Here is a 22,679-nt window from a genome sequence, read left to right as displayed (position 1 = left end):
AATCACCGTCATCCTGAACGGCCCGCCGTTCGCCGCGCATCGAACTATCGGCTTCGTGCGCGAACGCCGGAGGCGGAGCGTAACGGGGCGGTGTTCCCGGTCAGGCCGAGGCCGTGCGCCGGGCGGACCAACGATTCCACAGCATGCCGGAGCGGCTGCCGCTGCGGCAGTACGCGAGCACCGGCTTCTGCAGCGTGTCGACCAGCGCACCGAATGCCTCGATTTCGGCATCGCCGATGCGGTCGCGCTCGACCGGCAGGTAGCGCGCTTCGAGGCCCAGTTCGCGCGCCGCCGCGGCGATTTCATCGAATGCCGGATGCGCGTCGCCTTCGCCGTCCGGCCGGTTGCAGATGACCGAGCGGAAGCCGGCATTGCGGATCGCCTTCAGGTCGGCCGGCGTGATCTGCCGTGAAGCGGAAAACCCGTTCGACGCCGTCGCGCGACATTGTTCGAGTGCCTGGCGGAAACAGGCGATCGCGAAGTCGACATCCTCCTCCGTCGTAAAGCGGCCGAAGCTCACGCGCACGGTGCGGCCGGCCGTCTCCGCATCGAGGCCGATCGCGGTCAGCACGTGGGACGGCGCGCCGCTGGTCGAGTTGCACGCGGACGTCGACGACACCGCGAGCGCTTCGCCGAGCATGAACGGGAAGAAGCCGGGCGCATTCACGGTCAGGCTCAGCGTGTGCGGGATGCGGCGCGCGGTGGCCGCGTTCTGCGTGATATCGCCGAGCGCGACCAGCGCGCTCGTCAGGCGTGCGCCGAGTGCCGCGATCCGCGCGGCTTCGCCGTCGAGCTTTTCGGCGGCCAGCTCGCATGCAACGCCCATGCCGACGATCTGATGCGTCGCGAGCGTCCCCGAGCGCAAGCCGCGCTCATGCCCGCCGCCGTGAATCTGAGGGGCGATCCGGTCCGCGATGTCGCGGCGGACGAACAGCGCGCCGATGCCCTTGGGGCCGTACAGCTTGTGCGCGGACATCGACAGCATGTCGATGCCGAGCGCGCGCACGTCGATCGGCGTCTTGCCGAGCGCCTGTGCGGCGTCGACGTGGAGCAGCGCGCCCGCGGCATGCACGATTCGGGAGATTGCGCCAATATCGGTCAGCGTGCCGAGCTCGTTGTTGACGAGCATCAGCGATACGAGGCCCGTATCGGGGCCGATGGCGGCCGCGACCGCGTCGGCGGTGATCTCGCCGTCGCGGGTGGGCGTCAGGTACGTGACCGACGCGCCGTGCTTCGACAGGTTCGCCATCGTGTCGAGAATGGCCTTGTGCTCGATGCGGCTCGTGATCATGTGGCGCTTGCCGGTCGCGTTTTCCGCGTAGCCCTTCAGCGCGAGGTTGTTCGATTCGGTGGCACCCGACGTCCAGACGATCTCGTCGGCCTCCGCGCCGATCAGCGCGGCGACTTGGGCGCGTGCCTGCTCGACCTTGTCTTTTGCCAGCCGGCCGGCGGCGTGCGAACTCGACGCGGGATTGCCGAAGATGCCGTCGAAGCCGAGGCAGGCCGACATCGCTTCGATCACGCGCGGATCGGCGGGCGTCGTGGCCGCGTAGTCGAGGTAGTGCAGCGTGGTGGTGTCGCTCATGTCCTTCTCATACTCTTTTCTTTCGGAATGGAAGAAATGATACGGGGGACAGGCGGGAAAAAGGATCCAAAGTTGGTCGTGTATTCAGCTTGATATGGAATAACGTTTTATCTGAATGTGGATTGGGAGAATTTGTTTTTCATCTCGACGGCGCCCGACAGTGGCGGTTTCGGCAGGTGGACGCACGCATGGCCGGGCTGGTCGATCGACCGACGCATCACGCGCAGACGTGTTGTGGGCCGAAGTGATGCCGCTGTACGTCGCGGTAACGTGAATATTCCGGTGCTTGAGGTCCCGGCTCTTGATCGGATAGCCGGGCGGGCCGCTCGTCTTTGCCGGCGTGGTTTCGTCAGGCCGGGCAACGGCGGCCAGGAGTGAATCGGGGTTGAGTGAAGCTCCGGGACGGGAATCGATCAGGTTGCCGTAATTGGGTCATTCTGAGTCGCCAATCGATACGCATCACGCACCCATGCGTGGAGTGCGGGCTCATATCTGGCCGGGATCGTGATCGTGAGGGTGGTGACGCGCGTACAGTTTCCCGGTAGCTCCAGATACCGCTGCCACGCCTTTCGTACCAGCTGCGACATCGCGGAACACGTCATGCCGAGTTCAGCCGCCACAGCCCGTTGTGAGCGACCCTTGACGAAAATCTCGTGCAGGGCCCACTGGTTCAAAGGCTTGATTCGCGTATCTTGCATGCGCAACAGGCGGAATTGTTCGGCAGTCATGCGTCGGGTCTTTTGCATTCAAACTCGCCCGGAGGTGTGAAGTGAAGAAATCAAGGTCGCGCCGCATGAAGTCTTGTGTCCATCGAACGCGGCGTCTTGACCTTCGACATTGAATGCGGTGTCGCCTTCGGCAATCGTGCCGGGACCGTGAAGCGGACACGAACACACGTCGCCGATGCGGGCGACCGAGCGCCCCATCACCTTGCTCGTTCCGGCTCCGGATTCGACCCGGCCGCCGTGGGTATGGACGTCGCCTACCCGGATAATTCCTCGCATATGACTCATCCCCTGAATGATTGGTGTGGTGCCCACGTTCGCACGCGACGTGCCGTCGCGTTGGTTTGCATCACCATGAATAGCCCTGCATGCCGTAGTTGGTATCGTGCCGGCGTCCCCACCACGGCAGATAGGCGTTGTTGCCACCGCGCGCGCGGAACCAGTCCTTGTCGGGATCGATCGGCGTGAGCTTCGACGGCGGCAGGACGACGACCGCGACCGGGTGATCCGGATCGGTCGTGCCGGCGACGAGTGCGTTGCCGCCGAAGTGGTTGATCCGGCCGATGGCGAAACGCAGACGATCCGACACAATAATTATTTGGCATCCAGACTATTGAATTGGCTCGCAATTCTTCCGATCTTCCTCCGATGGTCCGCTGTTTTGGGCCGCATCCATCCAACCCAGATTAAATTGGGTATAACTGTAGTGACATAACAGCGTGGGCTTTCCAGCGGCGCTTTTGTCATCGACGGTTAAGGCATCAAGTGTGAGGGGTACAGAAGGAAATGTAACATCGGCTAACGCGATTTGATGAGCTCTGTACTTGATGTTGTAATCGCCAACCCAATATTCCGCCGCCTTGCCTGATACAACGCGATAGCCGATCGGTGCTGTTTTTGGTGAAACATAATACAAGGCCATCGATTGATGTAGCCGCACATCATCGCCTCCCGAAAATCGAAATAGGTCGCTAGGAACGAATAGATCGGTCGGATAATCCTTTCTTCTCGAATCCGGCTTCGGTTGTCTGGCAAAAATCCATTGATGTTCGTCATCGTAAACGATCAACTGAATATCTATAGCCACAGGGCTGGCGAGAGAGTTGTAATCTTCAATCTGACTGTAACGCCGCGCCCAGCCCGGATCGCGATTCCTTTTATCGGCAACAAGGTCATCGGGAATTGCAAACACGATTTCCGGGTAGTTATCGAATGCACCCATGAAACGATATTTGGTGCCGGGTACATAGGCGGAGATCGGGCGGCGCATGGGTAAATTCGTACCTTGGACTTTCCAGCTAATCGGACGTGCATCCAGAAGGATTTTCCAATCGGGCTTTGTTCCGCTCTTCAAGGCGACCAGATTTTGCCATTTACAGTCGCTGCTCCGATCATGGCAACTATTATAAAAATAAAGACTGATGCCCTCGCTTTCCAGCGTCAACCACGGACGTGGTTCAGCCGGAAAGCTATAAATTTTCTCGTAAGATTTTGTTGAAAAATGCGGCACAATCATCGGCGGGCAACCGGCTAGCAACACACTTATCGGCAGCGCGACGATCAATCTTATCTTTTTAAAATATTTTGATTTTAATTTCCCGGGCATGCTATTCATACCATTCCGCTATTTTCATATCGTCATTGTTAATCTGGAGTCATGGTGGTGACGAAAGGAAACACCATGAGCGCCACCAAACCGGGCGCGATAGTAAATGGCTGCACTCGATCTCCTGTTACTAGACGCGGCGGTTACGTTCACATGCAGCGCGCCGCCAAGCCGATGTGCATCACCACGAATAACCTTGCGTGCCGTAATCGGTATCGTGCCGACGCCCCCACCACGGCAGGTAGGCGTTATTTCCGCCGCGTGCGCGGAACCAGTCCTTGTCGGGATCGATCGGCGTGAGCTTCGACGGTGGCCGGACAACGACCGCGACCGGGTGATCCGGATCGGTCGTGCCGGCGACGAGTGCGTTGCCGCCGAAGTGGTTGATCCGGCCGATGGCGAGCGCGACGTTGGTCAATGCGCTGCCAGTTCCCATGTCGCCGAGTAGGGCGGCCGTGTTGAACGTCTGTTTGTGGTGGTCGTATTCGGGAAGCGTTTCCGTCAAGGTCTGCGCGAGCGCGGCAAGACGTGCCGACGATGCGTCGCTGCCTTTGCCTGCGTCGTGAACGATGTAGTTGAGGTCGGGGGCCGCGATGCCGGCGTTGCGTGCGGCTTGATCGATCGTTGTCTTCCAGGCCTGCACGATTCGCGTCGTACCGGTCTTCTTCGGAAAATCGAGCGTGTTACCGGTCGCGGCCTTGCCGATCCATGCGAGCGGTTCACGCTCCGTGTTGAACGTCGGACCGGCGAGGAACAGCACGACAAGGTTCTCGTTGATCTGTGCGTCCGTGGGCGGGAAGTTGGGTGCATCCCAGTTCACTACCCAGACGGTCTTGTCAGGGTTCGCCTGCAAGTAGTCCAAGGCTTTGTTCAGCGATGTGAATCCGGCGTTGGCACCGCCTTGCGTGATTTGTACGTCGGGGAGCGTGCTCTTACTCCACATCGTTGGAAAATGCGTATTCCCGATCGAAAACGTCCTTCGAATAGAGTCCTGCAAATAGCTTTGCGATTCGGCTGCGTCGAGTCGCTCCGGAATTGCAAGTTCGACACGGATGCCAGCCAGCTCACGCCAGCTCTTCTTATCGTCAGGTTTGACCGTGTAGAAGTATTTCGCATTGCTCGCATAGCGTGAGTGAAGCAGCAGCGGGAACTTGGTCATGTACTTGCTATAGAAACCTTTGAATGTTTCTGTGCCTTCGTTTCCGTATGCAATACCTGCTACCGACTGGAGCGTCGTAAAGGACTTCGGATCGGTCCGCACCATGTCGTCGTTCTTGTTCGGAGACGCGAGTCCTTGCGTCCACAGCAATTGCCATTCGGTTGGATAGTCCATGCGTTGCAACGGATTCAACCAGATCAAACCCACAACCTGCGCGACGAACGGCTTCGCCGCTTCTTCCGCGGATGGCCCTGCATGCGTTACCGGTTCCGTCGCGGGTGCCGCGTGCGCTGACCGTATCGTGGCCGTGGTGAACAGGAGCACCATGAGCGCAGCCAAGCTGGGTACGACTACAAATCGTTTCATCCAATCTCCTATTTCCAGTTGTGTCGGATCTGGTTGTTCTACGTGTGCCATCATCGACGCCATGAGTACGGCCGCGATCATCCACGCTGCGATCGCAATGGCGACACGTCGCGGCCATGTAGCGATCAGTGCTTCCATATCGACCCCCCTACCTTCAGATAGAACTGACCTTCTCGTTCATCCGTGATCGTGCCCGGCATCTTGCCTTCACTGCTCTCCGCATGTACCCATTCATGCATCGGAAGCCCGTCAAGCTCTCCGCGCATAAAGTACTCGGTGTATCTCTTGTTTAGGCTATTGTTGGGAATACCGTCTCCCATCCGCCAATCGGCTTCAATCCGTAGCGCTTTCATTTGCTCGGGCGTCAAATAGGAAACCCCGATCGCCACATCGTACGCAAGTGCCTTTTCCGCATGCTCCGGATTGGTCATCGTCGTGGAATGGTTCGTCGGGCTGTTGGTCGAACCACGATCGAGCCAATCGACAATCTGCTTATCGCGCCATTCCTTGTAGCCCTCCGGCATTTCGCTCTTGCCGTCCTCGCCGATCACGTGGCCATCACCATCGAGCCATTCCGTATTCAGCGTGCGCCGTGCCTCCATCCGCATCAACGCGCGGTCCTCATAACGCTGTCCGGCTTCGCTCTCCGCCGTACCTTGCGCGACGCTATCGCCGTTCTTCGCGTGGTACTGGTCGTAGGGATCGTCCGCACGTTTGTCTGCCTCGCTCTTGCTTGCGTCGCGCCATGCGGCCGGCGGATCATTGCCTTCGTTGAAGTCGCTTGTCGCTTCGCCGTCCTTCGTTTCAATGGGCTTGCCGAACCGCAACGCCTTCGGCGCGAACGGTTCGTCGAGTGCCGGCGCGTCCGCCACCACGGTCCAGCCCTTCGGCGGATTGGCGTTCACGCGGAACATATTCAATGCCGAGCTGATCTGGGTCACGAAAAACATGATCGGCGCGGATGCAAGCGTGGCCGCCACCCCGAACACGGACTCGTTTCCCTTGAGTGCACCGATGAGATTGAATTTGGCAGGTGGCGAAGGCGGATACCAGAATCCCGACGTCGTTCCCTTTTTGCCATGCCGCCAGTCATCCTCCCGATACCGGTAGCACTCCTGCACGCCAACCTGGAAGCCGGAGGCAAAGACGCGCTGCGTCAGCACGCCGGGGACACCGATATCGTTCAGTTCGTTCTTGTCGATGCCGCGCCAGCCGATGCCTTGAACCGTGACCGCCGAAATCACCTGGTCGTGCGGACAGCAATACGCGGTGACGCGACCGTACGTCAATTCGTTCAGGCCGTGGCGAACCCGATCCTCTTGTGCCGCAAAAGACCGCTTGCTGGTCGGCGATACCCGTTCGTTGGCCATGTCTTCATCGATCTTGTCGGCGGAGCGTTCGTAGGCTTTTCGCGTGCCGATGATCGACAGAAACTTGCCGAACGTTTTCGTGCGCGCGGCGTAGGTCTGCCGTCCTCGACGGCCCTCGCCGTCCTTGGTCGCGCGTTGCGACCAGGTATCCATGAACGTATCGGATGGGTTCGGACCGTCTGCGCGCGCAAGGCTGTACGGTGCATTCGCCAGCACGTAGGCGTCTGCCACGCAATGCCCGTGGCGTCCCCACGGATCTTCGACGTCGGGCAGCGCATCGCCGAAGAATGCCGCCGTCAGGCCCACGATGTTGCCCTGGCTATGGCACACGACGGTAATCGGTACGTCGGCCTGCATGCGGCGAATCGACTCGATCAACTTCGCAAGGCGCAACGCCGCGAGCACGCCGTACGCGCGGGGCGGCGCGCGGTACAGCGGGCGGTTGGTCGGATTGATGCCCTGCACGGTTATCCACCCGGCCGCCCGGTCGTCGAGGCCGCCGTGCCAGAGGTCGGGCAGGCTCGCGCAGCCGTTCGTGAACGGACCGCCGCCCCAATAGTCCTTCTCGTTCAGGAAAATCTTGTCGCCGTACTCTTTCAGTTCCTCGGCTGTCGCCCGATAGCCCCATCGGAAATGAATGACGGGCGAGAAGGACGCATCAGATTGGATGTAGTTGCCGGGCCAAAGCTTCGGATTCAGGAACCCGTCCGGCGTCACGCTTTCCGTGTACTTCACGGGCACCAGCTGCCCGGCATCGATGCCGTGATACTTCAGTTGATCGTCCAGCCGCCCGAGCCGGCGGTTCAGACCGTCGCACAGCCCCCGCTCTGAGGCCTCGAACCATTCGCCTTCGGAGTTCACGCCGTGTACGAAGATGACGATACCGGGCAACGGCAGTTGCTTGATGCAGATCAGCCGGGTGCCTTTCGTCCACATCGCGACACCTTCGCTCCGGCCGACGACGATCTGCGGCGGCTCCGGGCGCGGTGCCGCCGCGTCGGACATGTCGTTCTCCGCGGCGTGCTCGTTGGTGCGGGCGTCCGCAGCCGGCCGAGGATCGAGAGATGAATGGGACATCCGGACTCCTGCGCTTGCATTAAACATTTTTCTTGGTGAACTGCACCGCCAGCCTCTCGAACCGGTCGGTATCGACCGCCGGCAGTTCCCCGGCCCTGTCGGTCGTCAAATCCGACAGCGTTCCCGATGCCTTTCGAATCTGGCCTTCGAACCCCGGTGCCGCGTTACCGTCCGTTGGGCGGATCAGCTTCGGGACGCGGCCGAGCGTACGTTGATCGAATGTCGGCAGGTCGACGCTCATGCTTGCGGGGCCGTCCCATGCATGACCGTCCGATTTCACGGTGAACTTGCCAGGGCATCCCAGTTCGATATCGCTGCCATGCAGCTTGAGATACGCGCCGCCGGACGTGACGAATACGACTTCGTCGCTTGCCGTGCCGGCAAGCTTGCCGTCGGCCGCAGTCAGCTGGATGTTTTTGCCGGACTCGATTTGCGTGTCGTCGTTCTGCGATTGAATGGCCACTTTCCCCTGGTTCGCGATCGCCGATACGCCGTTGCTGTGCGCGAACATCGCGACGCCATGCCCGGCATGCAGATTGATCCGCTCGCCGCTCGTGATTTGCATGTGCTGCTGCGCAATCTGATCGATGTTCTCGCCCGCATACATGACGTGCGTTTTCGGTGTGACGTTCAGCGACCCCGCTTGCGCGCCGAACGCCATGAACGCGGATGCGTTGCCCGCGGCGCCGGATTCCGAACCGCCGGGGTTCCAGTGGCGGAATGCGCTGGCGATGTTGTCCTGGCCGGCCGTGTCGGCGGATTGCCCGCCATGCTGGCCGGCATGATCGCCGAGCGACTTGAACAGCGCCGTGCATCGATCGAGCAAGTGAATCAGTTCATCGCGATCGAGCTGACCACCGGTCGCGTGCGAACGCGCATAGGTCGTCAACAGCATGCCTTGGGCGGCGCGCAACGCCGCAGCGGCGTCGGTACGCAGCTCCGCGCCTTCGCCCCGATCATTCCCGTGTCCGTCCACACGGGGCTGCGTCAGATAGCCGAGATTCAACTGGGTATGCGCATGTTCGCTTGCCAACTGCGCGGAGATTTGCGACGGCGTATCGTCCAGGCGTAGCTGGTTGTGCCGGCGGCCCCTGATTTCCCTCGTCTTGATCCCGGACACGTAGCGATTGCCCGGAAGCGTGCCGGTATCGCTGAAAGCTGCGGGCGGGTTCGCGCCGTTGCTCAACACCCCGATGATCACCAGACGGTCCGGATCGCCCGACAGGCTACCGAGCAGGACCTCCATGCCGACACGCGGCAGGAACAGCGCACCGAAGCATTCGCCCGCGAGACTTGCCGCGACGCGAATCGGCGCGCTGTCGCCGGCCAGACCGTTTGTTCCGGCGCCTTGCGCGTGAGCATGGTCCGTCGGATCCAGCCCATGAATCAGCACACGGACGCGGCCAGCCTTGTCGCAAAACACCTCCTCGCCCTGCGTGCCGACGATCGTGCCGGTCAGCAGGTGAACCGGCGGCACATCGATCGTCGGATCGTAGGACGGCCTGAGCGGTACACCGCGTTGCACGCACGTGAAACTGTTCTCGTAGCGCGTGTCCGTTTGTCCCGATGCATCGGGCGGCGGGACGGTCGGCGTCAGGTTGGGGCTTGCCGCGAATAGCCTGCATGCGTGGCCCGACAGGTCTTTCGGCAGGTTGTTGCGGATGACGTGTCGAATCGAGGTGACGACAAATCGACGATGATCGATCGACTTCATATCCAGCTCGGGGTCGCCCGCCAGCGTGAACCCGTGCCCAACCAGCATGTCGCGCACGGTGCCGATGCCTTCGAAGCGCGCGGCTTCGAACTGATGCGCCAGCATCCGGTCGTGCGTGATGCGCGCGTGATCGTTCCACGAGTCGCCGACGTGCGGGATATCGATCGCGACGTCGGTCAGCAGGCGCGCAAGATCATTCCCCGACTCGCCCTGATCGATGCCGGTGACGGCCGCGCAATCGTCCACACGAGCGGATTTGTAATCCCATGACGGGCGGCGGACTTTGCCGGGCGAAAGACGCTGGTCGTACGCAAAGAGGGTGACGGTGTCGCTTTGCTCGACGCCGCCGTCGCGCGGGTGAAGGCGTACGGTGCCGGCGGGTGCGTCCGGCAGACGATGCGGATCGTCGCAGAACACGAGTGTGTGAATCGGCCGCTCATCGGTCACGCCGCGTATCCCTTCGATCGGGCCGGCTTTCGCAAAGACCGTGATGCCTTCCCGGCGCAGCAGGCGTCGAATGAAGCGTGCGTCGGACTCGTTGACCTGCCGCGTCAGTTCGCGTGCCGGATAGCGTTCGGCCTGCAATGTCGACAGGTCGAAATCGAACGCTCGCGCGAGGGCGGGGCTACGCTGTTTCCACTCGCTCATCAGCGTCGCCAGAATGTCCGGCACGCTGCGCGAGCGGAACAGGCGGGCGTTCGTGCGCCGGTCCATCAGCGACAGGGCGTCGCACACTTGCAGCTGATACACGGTCAGTTCGCCGTCGGATTGACCAGTTCGCACTTCGTGCACGATCGCGTTGATGGCCCGGAGGTTGCCCCGATCAGTCGTCAGCCGGACCGATACGGGCAAACCGAGAAACAGCGCAGGCGGCAGATGATCGTAGGTGGACACGCAGGTCAGTTGCCCTTCGATGCCCGACATCAGGCCCTCGCGGATATCGGCGTGATGGAGCGCCAGCAGATGGCCGACTGCGCGTTGCGCCTGTCCGAAATGGAGATCGACCGGCCGCCTGTTCCCGACGGCCAGACCGGACGCAAAATCCCGGAATGTTTTTGTTATCGACATCACTACGATCTCATGATTTATGTTCTTGATTCGTATTAGTTCGAACGGGTCTCTCGGTGTAATAAACGAATGCGCTCTGAAATATTCGGTTAAGAATATCGATGTCGTGCTGGATATGAAATGAATTTTTATTTTTAGATAACGTTTTAATCTTGATGAAACGGTATTTGACGTTTTTGATGATTATTTTATTTAATAAAAGTCTTGCTTCGAGGTGTGTTGGCCGCGTCCGAAAGGTCGGTGTGGCAATCGGTCAGAAGTATTCTTGTTGATCAGATCGAAGTTTGATTATTCGGAAATAGTATTTGTCCCATATCGAACGAAGCGCGCTGCCATTTCAACAGACGAAAAACTCGCCCGCCGAGAGGTTTGGCCCCGATTGCCCCTTCGGGCGATACAGGATGAATCGCACCATCTACCGGCTTGAAGAGGCCAGTGCCCAGCCTGTCGGATGGTGTTGCATGGCCCGCGTGGGCGATTGCGATGTCTATCAGGGATTCCCCCGTCACGCCCGAGCGAGCGCCATGTCTACCTTGTGCGCACCCGCTCCACGCCCTCCTGCCGCCCCTTTCTGCCCGCTCCACCCGATTATTTGCGTTTCGCGAATGGCGCGTTCGCCGGTTGTTCCATACCCGATTGGCGGCCTTGCACCTATCGTGGTGACGTCGGCTGACTGAATTCCGCGCCACGAACCGGAACGGCAGCCGCCACTTCCTCGCGATTCGCGTCGCACACAAAAGACATCGGACCTGGCTCATGCGCAGGCGCTCCGGCGCGCGCAGGCGAACCTGTGTCCACGGAGACGGACATGAAAGCAAACGAGTGGGATACCTCATACGAGTGGAAGGCGGTCACGCTGCTGGCGCTCGGCTTCGGGCTGGTCGGCCTCGATCGCTGGCTGATCGCGCCGCTGTTCCCGTCGATCATGAAGGACCTCAACCTGAACGCGCAGGACGTCGGTAACTGCATCGGCGTGCTCGGCCTGTCGTGGGGCATCTTCGCGGCGCTGATGGGCGGCATCTCCGACAAGATCGGCCGCAGGAAGGTGCTGATTCCGGCCATCGTCGCGTTCTCGCTGCTGTCGGGCTTCTCGGGGCTCGCGGGCGGGCTGCTCGGGCTGATGGCGATTCGCGGCCTGATGGGCGTGGCCGAAGGCTCGTTCTGCCCGACCAGCTTTGCCGCGACGGCCGACGCGTCGCATCCGCGGCGGCGCGGGCTGAACCTCGGCCTGCAGCAAAGCGGCTTCGCGCTGTTCGGGCTCGCGCTGTCGCCGATCATCGCGACGCAACTGCTCGGCTTCGTGTCGTGGCGCTGGGTCTTTGCGCTCGTCGCCGTTCCCGGCCTGATCCTCGGCGCGATCATGTTCTTCGTCATCCGTGAGCCGAAGGTCACCAAGGCCGTTGCGTCGGAGCATGCGCCGGCGTCGCTCGGCCATGTGCTCAAGAGCCGAAACATCCTCGTGGCGATGGCCGCGCTGTGCTGCGCGATGACGGGCGTCTTCGTGCTCGGCGCGCTGCTGCCGCTGTACCTGACCGATTACCTGGCGCTCGGCACGCAGAAGATGGGCCTCGTCGTGTCGGCGATCGGCTTCGGCGGTTTTCTCGGGCAGTTCGGCTTGCCGGGCCTGTCCGACCTGGTCGGCCGCCGCCTTGCGAGCATCGTCGGCTTCGCGGGAACGGCCGTGATGCTCTACATTTTCCGCGGCCTCGGCCCGCAGCCGCTCGCGCTGTTCGGGGTCCTGTTCGTCGCGTCGTTCTTCACGCTCGGGCTGGTGTCGCTGCTGTCCGGCCCGGTGGCGACCGAGGCCGCGCCGATCGGACTCGTGTCGACGTCGATCGGCGTGGTGGTCGGGGTCGGCGAGATCTTCGGCGGCGGCATCGCGCCGGCGCTGGGCGGCTACGTCGCCGCACACTTTGGCATCCAGAATATTCTGTGGCTGCCGATGTGCGCGGTCGTGCTGGGCATCGTGGTCAGCCTGCTGCTGAAGGAAACCGCGCCGGCCGTGCTGCAGCGTCGCGTGGCCGTGCAACCGGAACTGGCGGCCGGCGAGCAATCGCGGTAAGGCCCGCGCGGGCAGGGCGGTGCATGCGGGGGCCGATGTCCTCGCGATTGACATCGATTGGGGGACACAGTGACGCCTCCCGCATGACACAGCCCGATACCCGCACAGGTAGACTGCCGGTTTCGCTGTCGAAAAAGGGCGCGGTATGGACCGGTTTCTGAGCATCGAGGCATTCGTCAGGGTGGCGGAGGCGAGCAGCTTCGCCGAGGCGGCGCGGCAGCTCGGCGTGACCAGCTCGGTCGTGACGAACCGCATCCAGCAGCTCGAGAAGTTCGTCAACGCGCCACTGTTCCATCGCAGCACGCGCCACGTGCGTCTGTCGGAAGTGGGCGAGGCGTTCTATCGCGAGTGCGCGGAGGTGGTGGGGCGCGTCAACGAGTTGACGGACCAGATGCGCGAGCTTCGCGCGACGCCGACCGGGCGGTTGCGCATCCAGGTACTGCCCGGTTTCGCCCTCGATCACTTCGGTGCGCCGCTGATGGAATTCAACCGGCGCTACCCGGGCATCCAGCTCGACGTCATCGTCAACGACCGCGTCGTGGATCCTGTCGAAGAAGGGTTCGACATCGCGTTCCAGATCTTCCCGCCGATCTCCGAGTCGCTGATCGAACGGCGGCTGTTCACCGTCAGGCGCCTCTTTTGCGCGTCGCCCGCCTACCTCGACGCGCATGGTGCGCCACAACATCCGCGCGACCTGCTGCAGCACACCACGGCGCTCTATTCCGGCTATCCGTCGCGCAACCGCTGGACGATGACGCGCGGCGACGAGGTCGTCGAAATGGAGCTGCCGGGCATGATCCGCTCGAACTCCGTCCACCTGCTGCGCGAGTACGCGCTGTCGGGCGGCGGCGTCGTGTGCCTGCCGACGCTCGTGGCGAGCGACGCGCTCGTCGCGGGCCGGCTGGTGCCGATCCTGACCGACTTCCAGCTCGCGCCGCTGAGCTTTGCCGCGGTTTATCCCGCGACGCAGCGACAGGCGTTGAAGGTGAAGGCGCTCGTCGAATTCCTCGCGGAAACCATCGGCGACGAATCCCCGTGGGATCGTCCGCTTTTGGAGCGTGGCTGGGTGCGTTGAAGCGCGCGGATTATTCGCGAAACGCAAATGCCGTAGTCGTCGTCCCGTGCCTTGTTGCGGGGGTTCCTTGCCCCTAGAGTTGAATCCAACAAGCGGTTCAACTCAGGAGACAGAAATGACCGACACGGCATTCCACACCGTATTTGGCTCGCTCGACCGTTACCGGAAGGGCGAGATCGAAATCACCAGCGGCAGCGCCCGCCACTACGCCTTCTCGAATGTCTTCGAGGTGGCATCGAAGTCGGCCCCTTATGAAAAGGTCGTCGCCGGCAAGAACCTCGAATACGTGATCGAAGTGCTGCGGACCGACGGCCAGTCGCCGTGGTTCGCCTGCGCGCACGACGAGTTCGTGATCCAGATGGATGGCGAAGTCCGGATCGACTTCATCAAGCTCGATACGCCGCCGACATCGGGGCGCGGCACCGTGAGCGCCGGCACCCAGCCGGCCGGCCGCAAGATGGGCTACGTCGTGCTGCGCCAAGGCCACCAGGCGCTGCTGCCGGCCGGCTGTGCGTACCGCTTCACCGCGAGCCAGCCGGGCGTCGCACTCGTGCAGACCGTCCTGGGTGAGCTGTCCGTGGAGAAGTGGGCCGACATCTGCCTGCACTGATTCGACCGACCTCATTCGACTATTCCAGGAGACACGTTATGGCCACCCTCGACACCCTCGACCTTTCCGCGGGCTTTGCCGCCGATCTGGTGCAAGCCACCGAAGCCGATGCCGTTACCGGCTACCGCCGCTTCCGGCTCGGTGAATTCGAATTCCAGCGCGACGAATATTTCGTGAAGATCTGCTGGCCCGCGAAAGGCCAGACGCGCACGCATGCGATGCCGGCGGACGCATTCCTGCGCGCGATGATGCGCGACGTGGCATGGGGCTTCTTCTACGGCTGGGTGAACTTCGACCACGTGTTCGGCACGCGCAATCACTACGGCAAGGTGGACATGTATGCGGGCACCTTCAACGGCATCCTGAAGGACGCCGGGGTCGACTACACCGAGACCTTCGACACGCCCACGATCATGGCGACCTTCAAGGCGATGCTGCACGACTGGACCAACGAAGGCTTCGACCCGTTTGCGGCGCCGGAGGAAACGGGCACGGCGTTCGGACGCAAGCACGGCGAAAACGGCTCGGCGATCGAGCGCACCCGTATCGCGACGCGCCGCATGCCGGGCCTCGAAGGCGATTCGCCGCTGCGTGACGACCTGCCGGTCAACCGCGCGTTCGTCGACGTCGCGCAGGACGAACCGGAAGTGCACGTCGAACCGGGCTTCGAAGGCGAGCTGCACGCGTTCAACCTGTTCAAGTACCTGTCGCGCTCGGACGTGACGTGGAATCCGTCGGTCACGTCGGTGTGCGGGCGCAGCCTGTTCTGCCCGACCACCGAGGAATTCATCCTGCCGGTGTTCCACGGCAACGACCGCGTCGAATGGTTCCTGCAACTGTCCGACGAAATCGTGTGGGACATCGGCGACAAGAACACCGGCGCGCCGCGCGCACGCGTGACGATGCGCGCCGGCGACATCTGCGCGATGCCTGCCGACATCCGGCATCAGGGCTATTCCACGAAGCGGTCGATGCTGCTGGTCTGGGAAAACGCGACGCCCGACCTGCCGCAACGCTACGAGAGCGGCGAGCTCGCGCCGTATCCGATCGCGTTCTGAGCGGCGCGCCAGTTTCCGCTTCCGCATCCGCTTCAAGCCATACACCGAGGACGATTCATGCAAACCCAACTCTTCATCGACGGGCGCTTCGTTGACGCCGTCGACCGCGGCACGATCGACGTGCTGAACCCGCACGACGGCTCCGTCATCACGAAGATCGCGGCCGCCACCGCGGCCGACGTCGATCTGGCCGTCGAAGCCGCGACGCGCGCGTTCCCCAAATGGTCGGCCCTGCCGGCCGCCGAACGCGGCCGGTTGCTGCTGCGCCTGGCCGACGCGATCGAGGCCAACGCCGACGAGCTGGCGCAGCTCGAATCGCTGGACACCGGCCACCCGATCCGCGATTCGCGCTCGCTCGACGTGCCGCGCACGGCCGCCTGCTTCCGCTACTTCGGCGGCATGGCCGACAAGCTGCAAGGCTCGGTGATTCCGGTCGAAACCGGCTTCCTGAACTACGTGCAGCGCGCGCCGATCGGCGTCGTCGGCCAGATCGTGCCGTGGAATTTCCCGCTGATGTTCACGAGCTGGAAGATGGGCCCGGCGCTCGCCGCCGGCAACACGGTGGTGCTCAAGCCGTCGGAAATCACGCCGCTGTCGACGCTGCGCATCGTCGAGCTGATGGCCGAGGTCGGGTTCCCCGCGGGTGTCGTCAACATCGTCCCCGGCTACGGGCAGTCGGCCGGCCAGCGGCTCGCCGAGCATCCGGGCGTCGGCAAGATCGCGTTCACGGGATCGACGGCCACCGGCCGCCGGATCGTCGAAGCGTCGCAGGGCAACCTGAAGCGCGTGCAGCTCGAACTGGGCGGCAAGGGTGCCAACATCGTGTTCGACGATGCGAACCTCGACGCGGCCATCAACGGCGCCGCGTGGGCGATCTTCCACAACCAGGGGCAGGCGTGCATCGCCGGCTCGCGTCTCGTGCTGCACGAGCGCATCGCGGATGCGTTCCTCGAGCGCTTCGTTGCGTTGGCCGCGTCGATCCGCATCGGCAACCCGCTCGACGCCAATACCGAGATGGGGCCGCTGACGTCGAAGCAGCACCTCGATCGCGTGCTGTCGTTCGTCGACGTCGCGCGCGAGCAGGGCGGCCGCGTGCTCACGGGCGGCAGCGCGCCGCAGGATCCGGCGCTCGCCAACGGCTACTACGTGCGCCCGACGGTCATCGAGGCAAAGAGTGCGACCGACCGCGTCGCGCAGGAAGAAGTGTTCGGCCCGTTCGTCACGGTGCTGCGCTTCGGCAGCGACGACGAGGCGCTGGCCATTGCCAACGCAACCGAATACGGGCTGGGCAGCGGCCTCTGGACCAAGGATCTCTCGCGGGCACACAAGATGGCATCGCAGATCAACGCGGGCATGTGCTGGATCAACTGCTACAAGCGCGTCAATCCGGGCAGCCCGTTCGGCGGCGTCGGCCAGTCGGGCTACGGCCGCGAGATGGGCTTCGAGGCGATGCACGACTACACGGAAGCGCGGTCGGTGTGGGTCAACGTCGACGGCAACGTGCCGCCGCACTTCAAGCGCTGAGGTTCGCCATGGATCGCTTCGTCTATCAGGGCACCCCTTCCCGCGTGGTGTTCGAATGGGGCGCGCTCGACAGGCTGCCGGACGAGCTGTCGACGCTCGGCGCCCGCCGCGCGCTGATCCTGTCGACGCCCGAGCAGCGGCCGCTCGCCGAGCGCGTGGAGGCGATCCTGGGTGAGCGGGCCGCCGGCATCTGTGCGCAGGCGGTCATGCACGTACCGATCGAGGTCGCGCACGCGGCGCGCGAGATGGCCGGCGAGCTCGACGCGGACTGCTGCGTCGCGATCGGTGGCGGGTCGACGATCGGGCTCGGCAAGGCCATTGCGCTTGAATCGGTGCTGCCGATCCTGGCCGTGCCGACGACGTATGCCGGCTCGGAGATGACGCCGATCTTCGGGCTCACGGAAGGCCGGCTGAAGCGCACCGGGCGCGACGCGCGCGTGTTGCCGCGGACGGTGCTCTACGACCCGTCGCTGACGCTGTCGCTGCCGCCGGACATTTCGGCGGCATCGGGCATCAATGCGATGGCGCATGCCGTCGAGGCACTCTATGCGGAAGACGCGAACCCGGTGATCAGCCTGATGGCCGAAGAATCGATCCGCGCGCTCGGCGAAGCGCTGCCCGTGGTCGTGCGCGATCCGGGGAACCACGAGGCGCGCAGCCGCGCGTTGTACGGCGCATGGCTCGCGGGAACCTGCCTGGGCGCGGTCGGCATGGCGCTGCACCACAAGCTGTGCCACACGCTCGGCGGCACCTTCAACCTGCCGCATGCACAGACGCACGCGGCGATGCTGCCGCACACCGCGCACTACAACCACGCTGCCGCGCCCGATGCGCTGCGCCGCGTGGCGCGCGCATTGGGCGGGAACGACGCGGCCGAAGCCGGCCCGCTGTTGTTCGCGCTGAACGCGCAGCTCGGCATCGCGCCGGCGCTCGCCGACCTCGGGATGCCGGAGGCGGGCCTCGACGAAGCGGCCGACCTTGCGTGCCGCAATCCGTATGCGAATCCGCGGCCGATCGAACGCCCGGCGATTCGCGCGCTGCTTCAGCACGCATGGGAAGGGCGCGCGCCGCAATGAACGGCCCGACGCGTCAACGGAGACAGAGATGAGCCATGACCCCCATGACGACGACGCCAGGCTGACCGGGCAGGTCGTCGCCAGCTTCGACGGCACGCCGAGCCCGCGCCTGCGCGCGCTGATGCAGAGCCTCGTGCGGCATCTTCACGCGTTCGTCCGCGAAACGGAGCTGACGGAGGCGGAGTGGATGGCCGCGATCCGCTTCCTGACCGAGACCGGGAAGCGGTGCGACGACGCGGTGCGACAGGAGTTCATCCTGCTGTCGGATACGCTCGGCGTCTCGATGCTGGTCGATGCGATCAACCATCGCTTCGCGACCGGTGCGACGGAAACGACCGTGTTCGGCCCGTTCTATATCGAGGGGATGCCCGAGCGCGCGTATGGCGAGAACATGGCGTGCACGCCAGGCGAGCCGGCGGTCGTGCGCGGCCGGGTGCTGACCACGGACGGCAAGCCGGTGGCGAACGCCGTGCTCGACGTGTGGCAGACAGCGGAAAACGGCATGTATTCCGGCCAGGATACGGCGCAACCGCACGGCAACCTGCGCGGCCGCTACCGCACCGACGCCGAAGGCCGCTACGCGATCACGACGATTCTGCCGATCAGCTATCCCATTCCGACCGACGGCCCGGTCGGGAAGATGCTCGAAGCCACCGGGCGTCATCCGTGGCGGCCCGCGCATCTGCACTTCATGATCGACGCGCCGGGCTGCCGTACGCTCGTGACGCACCTGTTCGACGAAGACGATCCCTATCTGAAGTCGGACGCCGTGTTCGGCGTGAAGCCGTCGTTGATGGTGGCGTATCGCCGGTGCGACGCGGATGACGCGCTCGCCCGTCAGTTTGGCCTGACCGGCCCGTATCGCGAAGTGACGTACGACTTCGTCCTCGACCGGAGCTGACTGTCATGGCGCGATTTTTCGCGGTGTTTGCAACGGACCAGCCGGGCATGCGCGACGTGCGCGATCGCGTGCGGCCGCGTCACCGGACTTACCTGCGCTCGGCCGACCAGCACGGCGTGGTGGTGCGGCTCGGCGGCCCGACGCTGGACCCGCACGGCGACGCGATGAACGGTACGCTGCTCGTCGTGGAGGCGGACGACATTCAGGCGGTGATGCAGTTCATCGGCAACGATCCGTATGTGAAGGAAGGGCTGTTCTCGCGCGTGGAGGTGCGGCCGTGGGACTGGAGCCTCGGTAATCCCGAGCAGCGAGTGTGAGACATGGACGCACGACAACTCTGCCGGTTTTCCGATGTGCCCGACGGCGGCGCGCGGGTCGTCGATGAAGCCTGCATCGGACGTCCGGTGATCGTGGTGCGACGCGGTGATCGGGTATGGGCGTACGTGAATCGTTGTCCGCACTTCTCGGTGCCGCTCGATTTCGTACCGGGCAACGTGTCCTGTTACCGGTCGCAGGTATTGATGTGCGCCCATCACAGCGCGCTGTTCCGATTCGACGATGGCGTGTGTATCGACGGGCCGTGTTCGGGATCGGCGCTGGAGGCCGTGGTTGTCGAGGTGGACTCCGCTGCGTGGATCATCTATCGGGGCGCTTGATTCGAGTGCTTCGATGCGTATGGGCGGGGCCGATCGATAAGACGGTAATCGTATTGATCAATCAGTAAGACTAATCATGTTTCGGGTGCTGGTCAGTCAACGCCGGACACCGGAATGAAGGCGATTTCTTGTGAAGCATCGAACGAGCACCTGCCACGTAGCGGGTGGCAGCCTCGCATTTTCATAAAAAAGACGGAGACGCAATGAAACTCAGGTTTGGAGCAGTGGCGATTCTCGCCGTGGCGCAGGGCGCATGGGCGCAAAGCAGCGTGACGATGTTCGGTCTGATCGACGCCGGCATCTCTTATGTCAGCAACGAGGGCGGCGGAAAGAACGCCAAGTTCGACGACGGCATCTACGCGCCCAATCTGTTCGGCTTTCGCGGTACGGAAGATCTCGGTGGCGGATATCGCGCGACGTTCGCGCTCGTGAACCAGTTCTCGATGGCGAACGGCAGCATCATCGGGACGGGGATTTTCGGGCGCAATGCGTACGTGGGCCTCGAAAGCGACCGGTTCGGCAGCATCACGCTGGGCAATCAGTACGACTTCATGGTCGATTCCCTGTTTTCAAGGAACAACGCGATTTCACGGGATATCTCGGGGCTGTACGGCTTCCGGAATGGCCCGTTCCAGCGCCTCGCGCTTCCCGGTAATCCGACCGGTGCATTCGATTGGGATCGCACGGCGGGTAGCAAGCCGATCGCGAATTCCGTCAAGTACAGTTCGCCGACGGTGTCGGGTTTTTCCGGCGGCGCGATGTACGCGTTCGGCGGGGTGGCCGGATCAATCGGGGCGGACAATGCGGTCAGCGCAGGGCTGAACTACGACATGGGGCCGTTCGGGGTGGGCGCGGCCTACACGAACGAGAAATACGGCCCCGCCCCCGGCGTGCCGTCCACCAGCGTGCGCAACTGGGGCGTGGGGATGCACTACGACTTCGGTGTCGTGACCGCGGATGCGCTGATGACCACCGTACACAATTCCTTCAACGACGCCGGGGTGTGGATGGCCGAAGCGGGCGGGCTGTGGCACGTCAGGCCGGATGTCGTGCTGGGCGCGAAGTACATGTACATGAAGGGCAATGAAGCGGTGAACAACAACCACGCTCACCAGGTCAGCGTGGCGCTTCAGTATCTGTTCTCGAAGCGGACGATGGTTTACGTGTCGGCCGACTACCAGCGCGCGAACAATGGCGCGAATGCGCAGGTCAACGGCGTGCTGGATCCGAACGGGGCGTCGAGCTCCGCGAGCCAGACGGTGGCGCGGATCGGCTTGCATACGGTGTTCTGACGGGGCGGGCGGACCGGGCATCCCGTTCCGCCCCGCCTTGTGCCTTTGCGCTATCTGGCAGGCGCGGCGGCCGTCTTCGCGTTGTCCTGCGCTGCCGCCAGCGCCGCGTCGGCCGCTTGCGCGCGCTGGATCGCCGGACGCGCGAGGATGCGGTCGATGTACGCGCGCACCGTCGGCGTCTCGGGCATCAGCTTGAACAGCGTGATCCAGTTCAGCGCCGCGCCCCACAGTACGTCGACGGCCGTAAAGCGCTCGCCCAGCAGATAGGGCCCGTTGGACAGTTGCGCGCCGATCGTGTCGACGACGGTATCGAAGTCGCCATAGGGCGACGTGGCGTACGGTGCGGGCGGGCGGTTCATCGAGCGATCGACGATGGCCGGCTCGAAACACGAACCGTAGAACACCATCCAGCGCAGATAGGGCCCGCGCAGCGCATCGCCTGCCGCCGGCGAGAGACCGGCTTCCGGATACAGCTCGGCCGCATACAGGTAGACGGCGGCCTGTTCGGTGACGATCACGTCGCCGTGGCGCAGGGCGGGCACCTTGCCCATCGGGTTGGTGCGCAGGTAGTCGGGGTCGTGATGCTTGCCGATCGACAGGTCGAATGTGTGCAGTTCATAGTCGGCGTTCAGTTCTTCGAGCAGCATGCGGGCGCCGGCCGAGCGGCTGCGCGGCGCGTGGTAGAGGATCAGGTGACGGTCGGGTTGCATGGCGGGCTCCGGAATGCGGTCGGGGAGAGGGAACCCAATGTAGGACGTCCGGGCTCCGCCGTCTTGGAAAAATCCGCTGTGGCGGTGCATCATCGTGACATCGCCGCTACCGTCTACCGTCCACATCATGTCCGACTTGCGCAAGGTGACCGATACCCCGAAGGGCGTGGTCGGCCCACGGGCCGCCCGGCAGCGCTTCCGCCTGAATCGCTACTACCCGTGTACGGAACTGGCCGGCGTGCTGGATCACCACTGGATCGTCGAATGGGATTTGCGCGACCAGCCGCCCCATGTGCAGCGCACGCTGCCGTATCCGTGCGTGAACCTGGTGTTCGACCGGCGGCGCACGGGCATCTTCGGTGTGGTGTCCGGTGCGTTTGAAACCACGCTGGCCGATGCGGGGCGCGTGATCGGCGTGCGCTTCCGGCCCGGCGCCTTTCGTGCGTTTTTCGGCAAGCCCGTGCACTGGATGACCGACAAGGTGCTGCCGGTGTCGACGCTGTTGGGTGGCAGCGATGCGGAAGCCGAGGAGGCGGTGCTCGGTGCGCCGGACGATGCCGGCATGGTGTCGGCCGCGGAGTCGCTGCTGCTGCGGGCGCTGCCGCCGCCCGATCCGCAGGTCGAACGCATCCACGACATTCTGCAGATGCTGCAGCAGGATAGCGGTCTCACGCAGGTGCGTGACCTGGCCGAACGTGCCGGCCTGAGCGAGCGCACGCTGCAGCAGCTCTTTTCCGGCCATGTGGGCGTGACGCCGAAGTGGGTGATCTGTCGGTATCGGCTGCATGAGGCCGCGGACAAGCTCGCCAGCGGCGATGCGGTGGATCTGGCGGAGTTGGCGCATGCGCTCGGCTACTTCGACCAGGCGCATTTCACGCGGGACTTCCGCAAGCTGGTGGGCAAGGCGCCGGCCGAATACCGGCGGGACGACTCGCAGCAGTGAGGTCGCCCGGGCATCCGTGGGGGAGCCTCGGCCCTCATGTAAGATGCGCACAGCTTTACCCGGTCTTGAGAGGGGCCGGTTCTCGCGCAACAACGGCAATCA

19 protein-coding genes and 1 pseudogene are annotated in these 22,679 nt (G+C 63.5%); 11 read left to right on the top strand and 9 right to left on the bottom strand.

The window, feature by feature from the left end:
* Positions 1 to 100: 100 nt before the first annotated feature.
* From ACN8ZM_RS28680 to ACN8ZM_RS28645, 8 genes and pseudogenes are all read right to left on the bottom strand, one after another.
* Complete coding sequence (locus ACN8ZM_RS28680) at positions 101 to 1,585, bottom strand: aminotransferase class V-fold PLP-dependent enzyme (RefSeq protein WP_420211431.1); 1,485 nt, start codon at positions 1,583 to 1,585, stop codon at positions 101 to 103.
* A gap of 413 nt (positions 1,586 to 1,998) precedes the next feature.
* Positions 1,999 to 2,331 carry a TrfB-related DNA-binding protein gene (locus ACN8ZM_RS28675; RefSeq protein WP_205821707.1) on the bottom strand — a complete coding sequence of 111 codons (333 nt, stop codon included), beginning with the start codon at positions 2,329 to 2,331 and terminating at the stop codon, positions 1,999 to 2,001.
* Positions 2,332 to 2,589, bottom strand: a complete 258-nt coding sequence (locus ACN8ZM_RS28670; protein ID WP_205821736.1) for a PAAR domain-containing protein — start codon at positions 2,587 to 2,589, stop codon at positions 2,332 to 2,334.
* 70 nt (positions 2,590 to 2,659) lie between these two features.
* Positions 2,660 to 2,878, bottom strand: a pseudogene (locus ACN8ZM_RS28665) (virulence factor); the annotation flags it as partial.
* A gap of 42 nt (positions 2,879 to 2,920) precedes the next feature.
* Positions 2,921 to 3,925, bottom strand: coding sequence for a hypothetical protein (locus tag ACN8ZM_RS28660; RefSeq protein WP_420211430.1), 1,005 nt, complete (start codon positions 3,923 to 3,925; stop codon positions 2,921 to 2,923).
* A 172-nt stretch (positions 3,926 to 4,097) separates the two neighbouring features.
* Positions 4,098 to 5,579: a virulence factor gene (locus ACN8ZM_RS28655; RefSeq protein ID WP_420211429.1), complete on the bottom strand. Its 1,482-nt coding sequence runs from the start codon at positions 5,577 to 5,579 to the stop codon at positions 4,098 to 4,100.
* Positions 5,567 to 7,816 (bottom strand): T6SS effector phospholipase Tle3 domain-containing protein, encoded by a 2,250-nt coding sequence (locus ACN8ZM_RS28650; protein ID WP_420212683.1) that lies wholly within the window; start codon positions 7,814 to 7,816, stop codon positions 5,567 to 5,569. The genes ACN8ZM_RS28655 and ACN8ZM_RS28650 overlap by 13 nt, the downstream gene beginning before the upstream one ends.
* A gap of 91 nt (positions 7,817 to 7,907) precedes the next feature.
* Positions 7,908 to 10,670 (bottom strand): type VI secretion system Vgr family protein, encoded by a 2,763-nt coding sequence (locus tag ACN8ZM_RS28645; protein ID WP_420211428.1) that lies wholly within the window; start codon positions 10,668 to 10,670, stop codon positions 7,908 to 7,910.
* An 808-nt stretch (positions 10,671 to 11,478) separates the two neighbouring features.
* On the opposite strand from ACN8ZM_RS28645, the gene ACN8ZM_RS28640 reads away from it, so the two are divergent.
* The 10 genes from ACN8ZM_RS28640 (at position 11,479) to ACN8ZM_RS28595 (ending at position 20,924) form a co-directional block, all read left to right on the top strand.
* Entirely contained in the window at positions 11,479 to 12,732 is a 1,254-nt protein-coding gene (locus tag ACN8ZM_RS28640) for an MFS transporter (RefSeq protein WP_043178624.1), read from the top strand.
* Between the two features lie 145 nt (positions 12,733 to 12,877).
* Positions 12,878 to 13,807, top strand: coding sequence for a LysR family transcriptional regulator (locus ACN8ZM_RS28635; protein ID WP_043178622.1), 930 nt, complete (start codon positions 12,878 to 12,880; stop codon positions 13,805 to 13,807).
* A 115-nt stretch (positions 13,808 to 13,922) separates the two neighbouring features.
* Positions 13,923 to 14,417: a hydroxyquinol 1,2-dioxygenase gene (locus ACN8ZM_RS28630; protein ID WP_420211427.1), complete on the top strand. Its 495-nt coding sequence runs from the start codon at positions 13,923 to 13,925 to the stop codon at positions 14,415 to 14,417.
* Between the two features lie 38 nt (positions 14,418 to 14,455).
* Positions 14,456 to 15,475, top strand: a complete 1,020-nt coding sequence (locus ACN8ZM_RS28625) for a hydroxyquinol 1,2-dioxygenase (RefSeq protein ID WP_043178619.1) — start codon at positions 14,456 to 14,458, stop codon at positions 15,473 to 15,475.
* A 57-nt stretch (positions 15,476 to 15,532) separates the two neighbouring features.
* Positions 15,533 to 16,999 carry an aldehyde dehydrogenase family protein gene (locus ACN8ZM_RS28620; RefSeq protein WP_420211426.1) on the top strand — a complete coding sequence of 489 codons (1,467 nt, stop codon included), beginning with the start codon at positions 15,533 to 15,535 and terminating at the stop codon, positions 16,997 to 16,999.
* An 8-nt stretch (positions 17,000 to 17,007) separates the two neighbouring features.
* Positions 17,008 to 18,075 (top strand): maleylacetate reductase, encoded by a 1,068-nt coding sequence (locus ACN8ZM_RS28615; RefSeq protein ID WP_420211425.1) that lies wholly within the window; start codon positions 17,008 to 17,010, stop codon positions 18,073 to 18,075.
* A gap of 28 nt (positions 18,076 to 18,103) precedes the next feature.
* Positions 18,104 to 18,976, top strand: coding sequence for an intradiol ring-cleavage dioxygenase (locus ACN8ZM_RS28610; RefSeq protein ID WP_420211424.1), 873 nt, complete (start codon positions 18,104 to 18,106; stop codon positions 18,974 to 18,976).
* 5 nt (positions 18,977 to 18,981) lie between these two features.
* Positions 18,982 to 19,293, top strand: a complete 312-nt coding sequence (locus tag ACN8ZM_RS28605; RefSeq protein ID WP_043178613.1) for a YciI family protein — start codon at positions 18,982 to 18,984, stop codon at positions 19,291 to 19,293.
* Positions 19,294 to 19,296: 3 nt separating this feature from the next.
* Positions 19,297 to 19,632 (top strand): Rieske (2Fe-2S) protein, encoded by a 336-nt coding sequence (locus ACN8ZM_RS28600; protein WP_420211423.1) that lies wholly within the window; start codon positions 19,297 to 19,299, stop codon positions 19,630 to 19,632.
* A gap of 203 nt (positions 19,633 to 19,835) precedes the next feature.
* Positions 19,836 to 20,924 carry a porin gene (locus ACN8ZM_RS28595; protein ID WP_043178609.1) on the top strand — a complete coding sequence of 363 codons (1,089 nt, stop codon included), beginning with the start codon at positions 19,836 to 19,838 and terminating at the stop codon, positions 20,922 to 20,924.
* Positions 20,925 to 20,974: 50 nt separating this feature from the next.
* On the opposite strand, the gene ACN8ZM_RS28590 is transcribed toward ACN8ZM_RS28595, so the two are convergent.
* A complete protein-coding gene (locus tag ACN8ZM_RS28590) occupies positions 20,975 to 21,634 on the bottom strand; it encodes a glutathione S-transferase family protein (RefSeq protein ID WP_420211422.1) in 660 nt (219 codons plus the stop codon).
* Positions 21,635 to 21,761: 127 nt separating this feature from the next.
* Between ACN8ZM_RS28590 and ACN8ZM_RS28585 the strand changes: the two genes are divergently transcribed.
* Positions 21,762 to 22,577, top strand: a complete 816-nt coding sequence (locus tag ACN8ZM_RS28585) for a DUF6597 domain-containing transcriptional factor (protein ID WP_420211421.1) — start codon at positions 21,762 to 21,764, stop codon at positions 22,575 to 22,577.
* Positions 22,578 to 22,679 lie beyond the last annotated feature (102 nt).

The sequence above is a fragment of the Burkholderia aenigmatica genome, from assembly GCF_048627025.1.
Classification (GTDB): domain Bacteria; phylum Pseudomonadota; class Gammaproteobacteria; order Burkholderiales; family Burkholderiaceae; genus Burkholderia; species Burkholderia aenigmatica.
Note: the sequence above shows the minus strand (reverse complement) of the source record. Positions and strands in the feature narration are given on the sequence as shown.

What these genes read in the sequence shown, in the direction of transcription:
- ACN8ZM_RS28630 (WP_420211427.1), top strand. Translation starts at nt 13,923, where the DNA reads ATGACCGACACGGCATTCCACACCGTATTTGGCTCGCTCGACCGTTAC.
- ACN8ZM_RS28675 (WP_205821707.1), bottom strand. Translation starts at nt 2,331, where the DNA reads ATGCAAAAGACCCGACGCATGACTGCCGAACAATTCCGCCTGTTGCGC.
- ACN8ZM_RS28670 (WP_205821736.1), bottom strand. Translation starts at nt 2,589, where the DNA reads ATGCGAGGAATTATCCGGGTAGGCGACGTCCATACCCACGGCGGCCGG.
- ACN8ZM_RS28600 (WP_420211423.1), top strand. Translation starts at nt 19,297, where the DNA reads ATGGACGCACGACAACTCTGCCGGTTTTCCGATGTGCCCGACGGCGGC.
- ACN8ZM_RS28635 (WP_043178622.1), top strand. Translation starts at nt 12,878, where the DNA reads ATGGACCGGTTTCTGAGCATCGAGGCATTCGTCAGGGTGGCGGAGGCG.
- ACN8ZM_RS28645 (WP_420211428.1), bottom strand. Translation starts at nt 10,670, where the DNA reads ATGTCGATAACAAAAACATTCCGGGATTTTGCGTCCGGTCTGGCCGTC.
- ACN8ZM_RS28660 (WP_420211430.1), bottom strand. Translation starts at nt 3,925, where the DNA reads ATGAATAGCATGCCCGGGAAATTAAAATCAAAATATTTTAAAAAGATA.
- ACN8ZM_RS28650 (WP_420212683.1), bottom strand. Translation starts at nt 7,816, where the DNA reads ATGTCCGACGCGGCGGCACCGCGCCCGGAGCCGCCGCAGATCGTCGTC.
- ACN8ZM_RS28605 (WP_043178613.1), top strand. Translation starts at nt 18,982, where the DNA reads ATGGCGCGATTTTTCGCGGTGTTTGCAACGGACCAGCCGGGCATGCGC.
- ACN8ZM_RS28655 (WP_420211429.1), bottom strand. Translation starts at nt 5,579, where the DNA reads ATGGAAGCACTGATCGCTACATGGCCGCGACGTGTCGCCATTGCGATC.
- ACN8ZM_RS28680 (WP_420211431.1), bottom strand. Translation starts at nt 1,585, where the DNA reads ATGAGCGACACCACCACGCTGCACTACCTCGACTACGCGGCCACGACG.
- ACN8ZM_RS28620 (WP_420211426.1), top strand. Translation starts at nt 15,533, where the DNA reads ATGCAAACCCAACTCTTCATCGACGGGCGCTTCGTTGACGCCGTCGAC.
- ACN8ZM_RS28590 (WP_420211422.1), bottom strand. Translation starts at nt 21,634, where the DNA reads ATGCAACCCGACCGTCACCTGATCCTCTACCACGCGCCGCGCAGCCGC.
- ACN8ZM_RS28640 (WP_043178624.1), top strand. Translation starts at nt 11,479, where the DNA reads ATGAAAGCAAACGAGTGGGATACCTCATACGAGTGGAAGGCGGTCACG.
- ACN8ZM_RS28610 (WP_420211424.1), top strand. Translation starts at nt 18,104, where the DNA reads ATGAGCCATGACCCCCATGACGACGACGCCAGGCTGACCGGGCAGGTC.
- ACN8ZM_RS28595 (WP_043178609.1), top strand. Translation starts at nt 19,836, where the DNA reads ATGAAACTCAGGTTTGGAGCAGTGGCGATTCTCGCCGTGGCGCAGGGC.
- ACN8ZM_RS28585 (WP_420211421.1), top strand. Translation starts at nt 21,762, where the DNA reads ATGTCCGACTTGCGCAAGGTGACCGATACCCCGAAGGGCGTGGTCGGC.
- ACN8ZM_RS28615 (WP_420211425.1), top strand. Translation starts at nt 17,008, where the DNA reads ATGGATCGCTTCGTCTATCAGGGCACCCCTTCCCGCGTGGTGTTCGAA.
- ACN8ZM_RS28625 (WP_043178619.1), top strand. Translation starts at nt 14,456, where the DNA reads ATGGCCACCCTCGACACCCTCGACCTTTCCGCGGGCTTTGCCGCCGAT.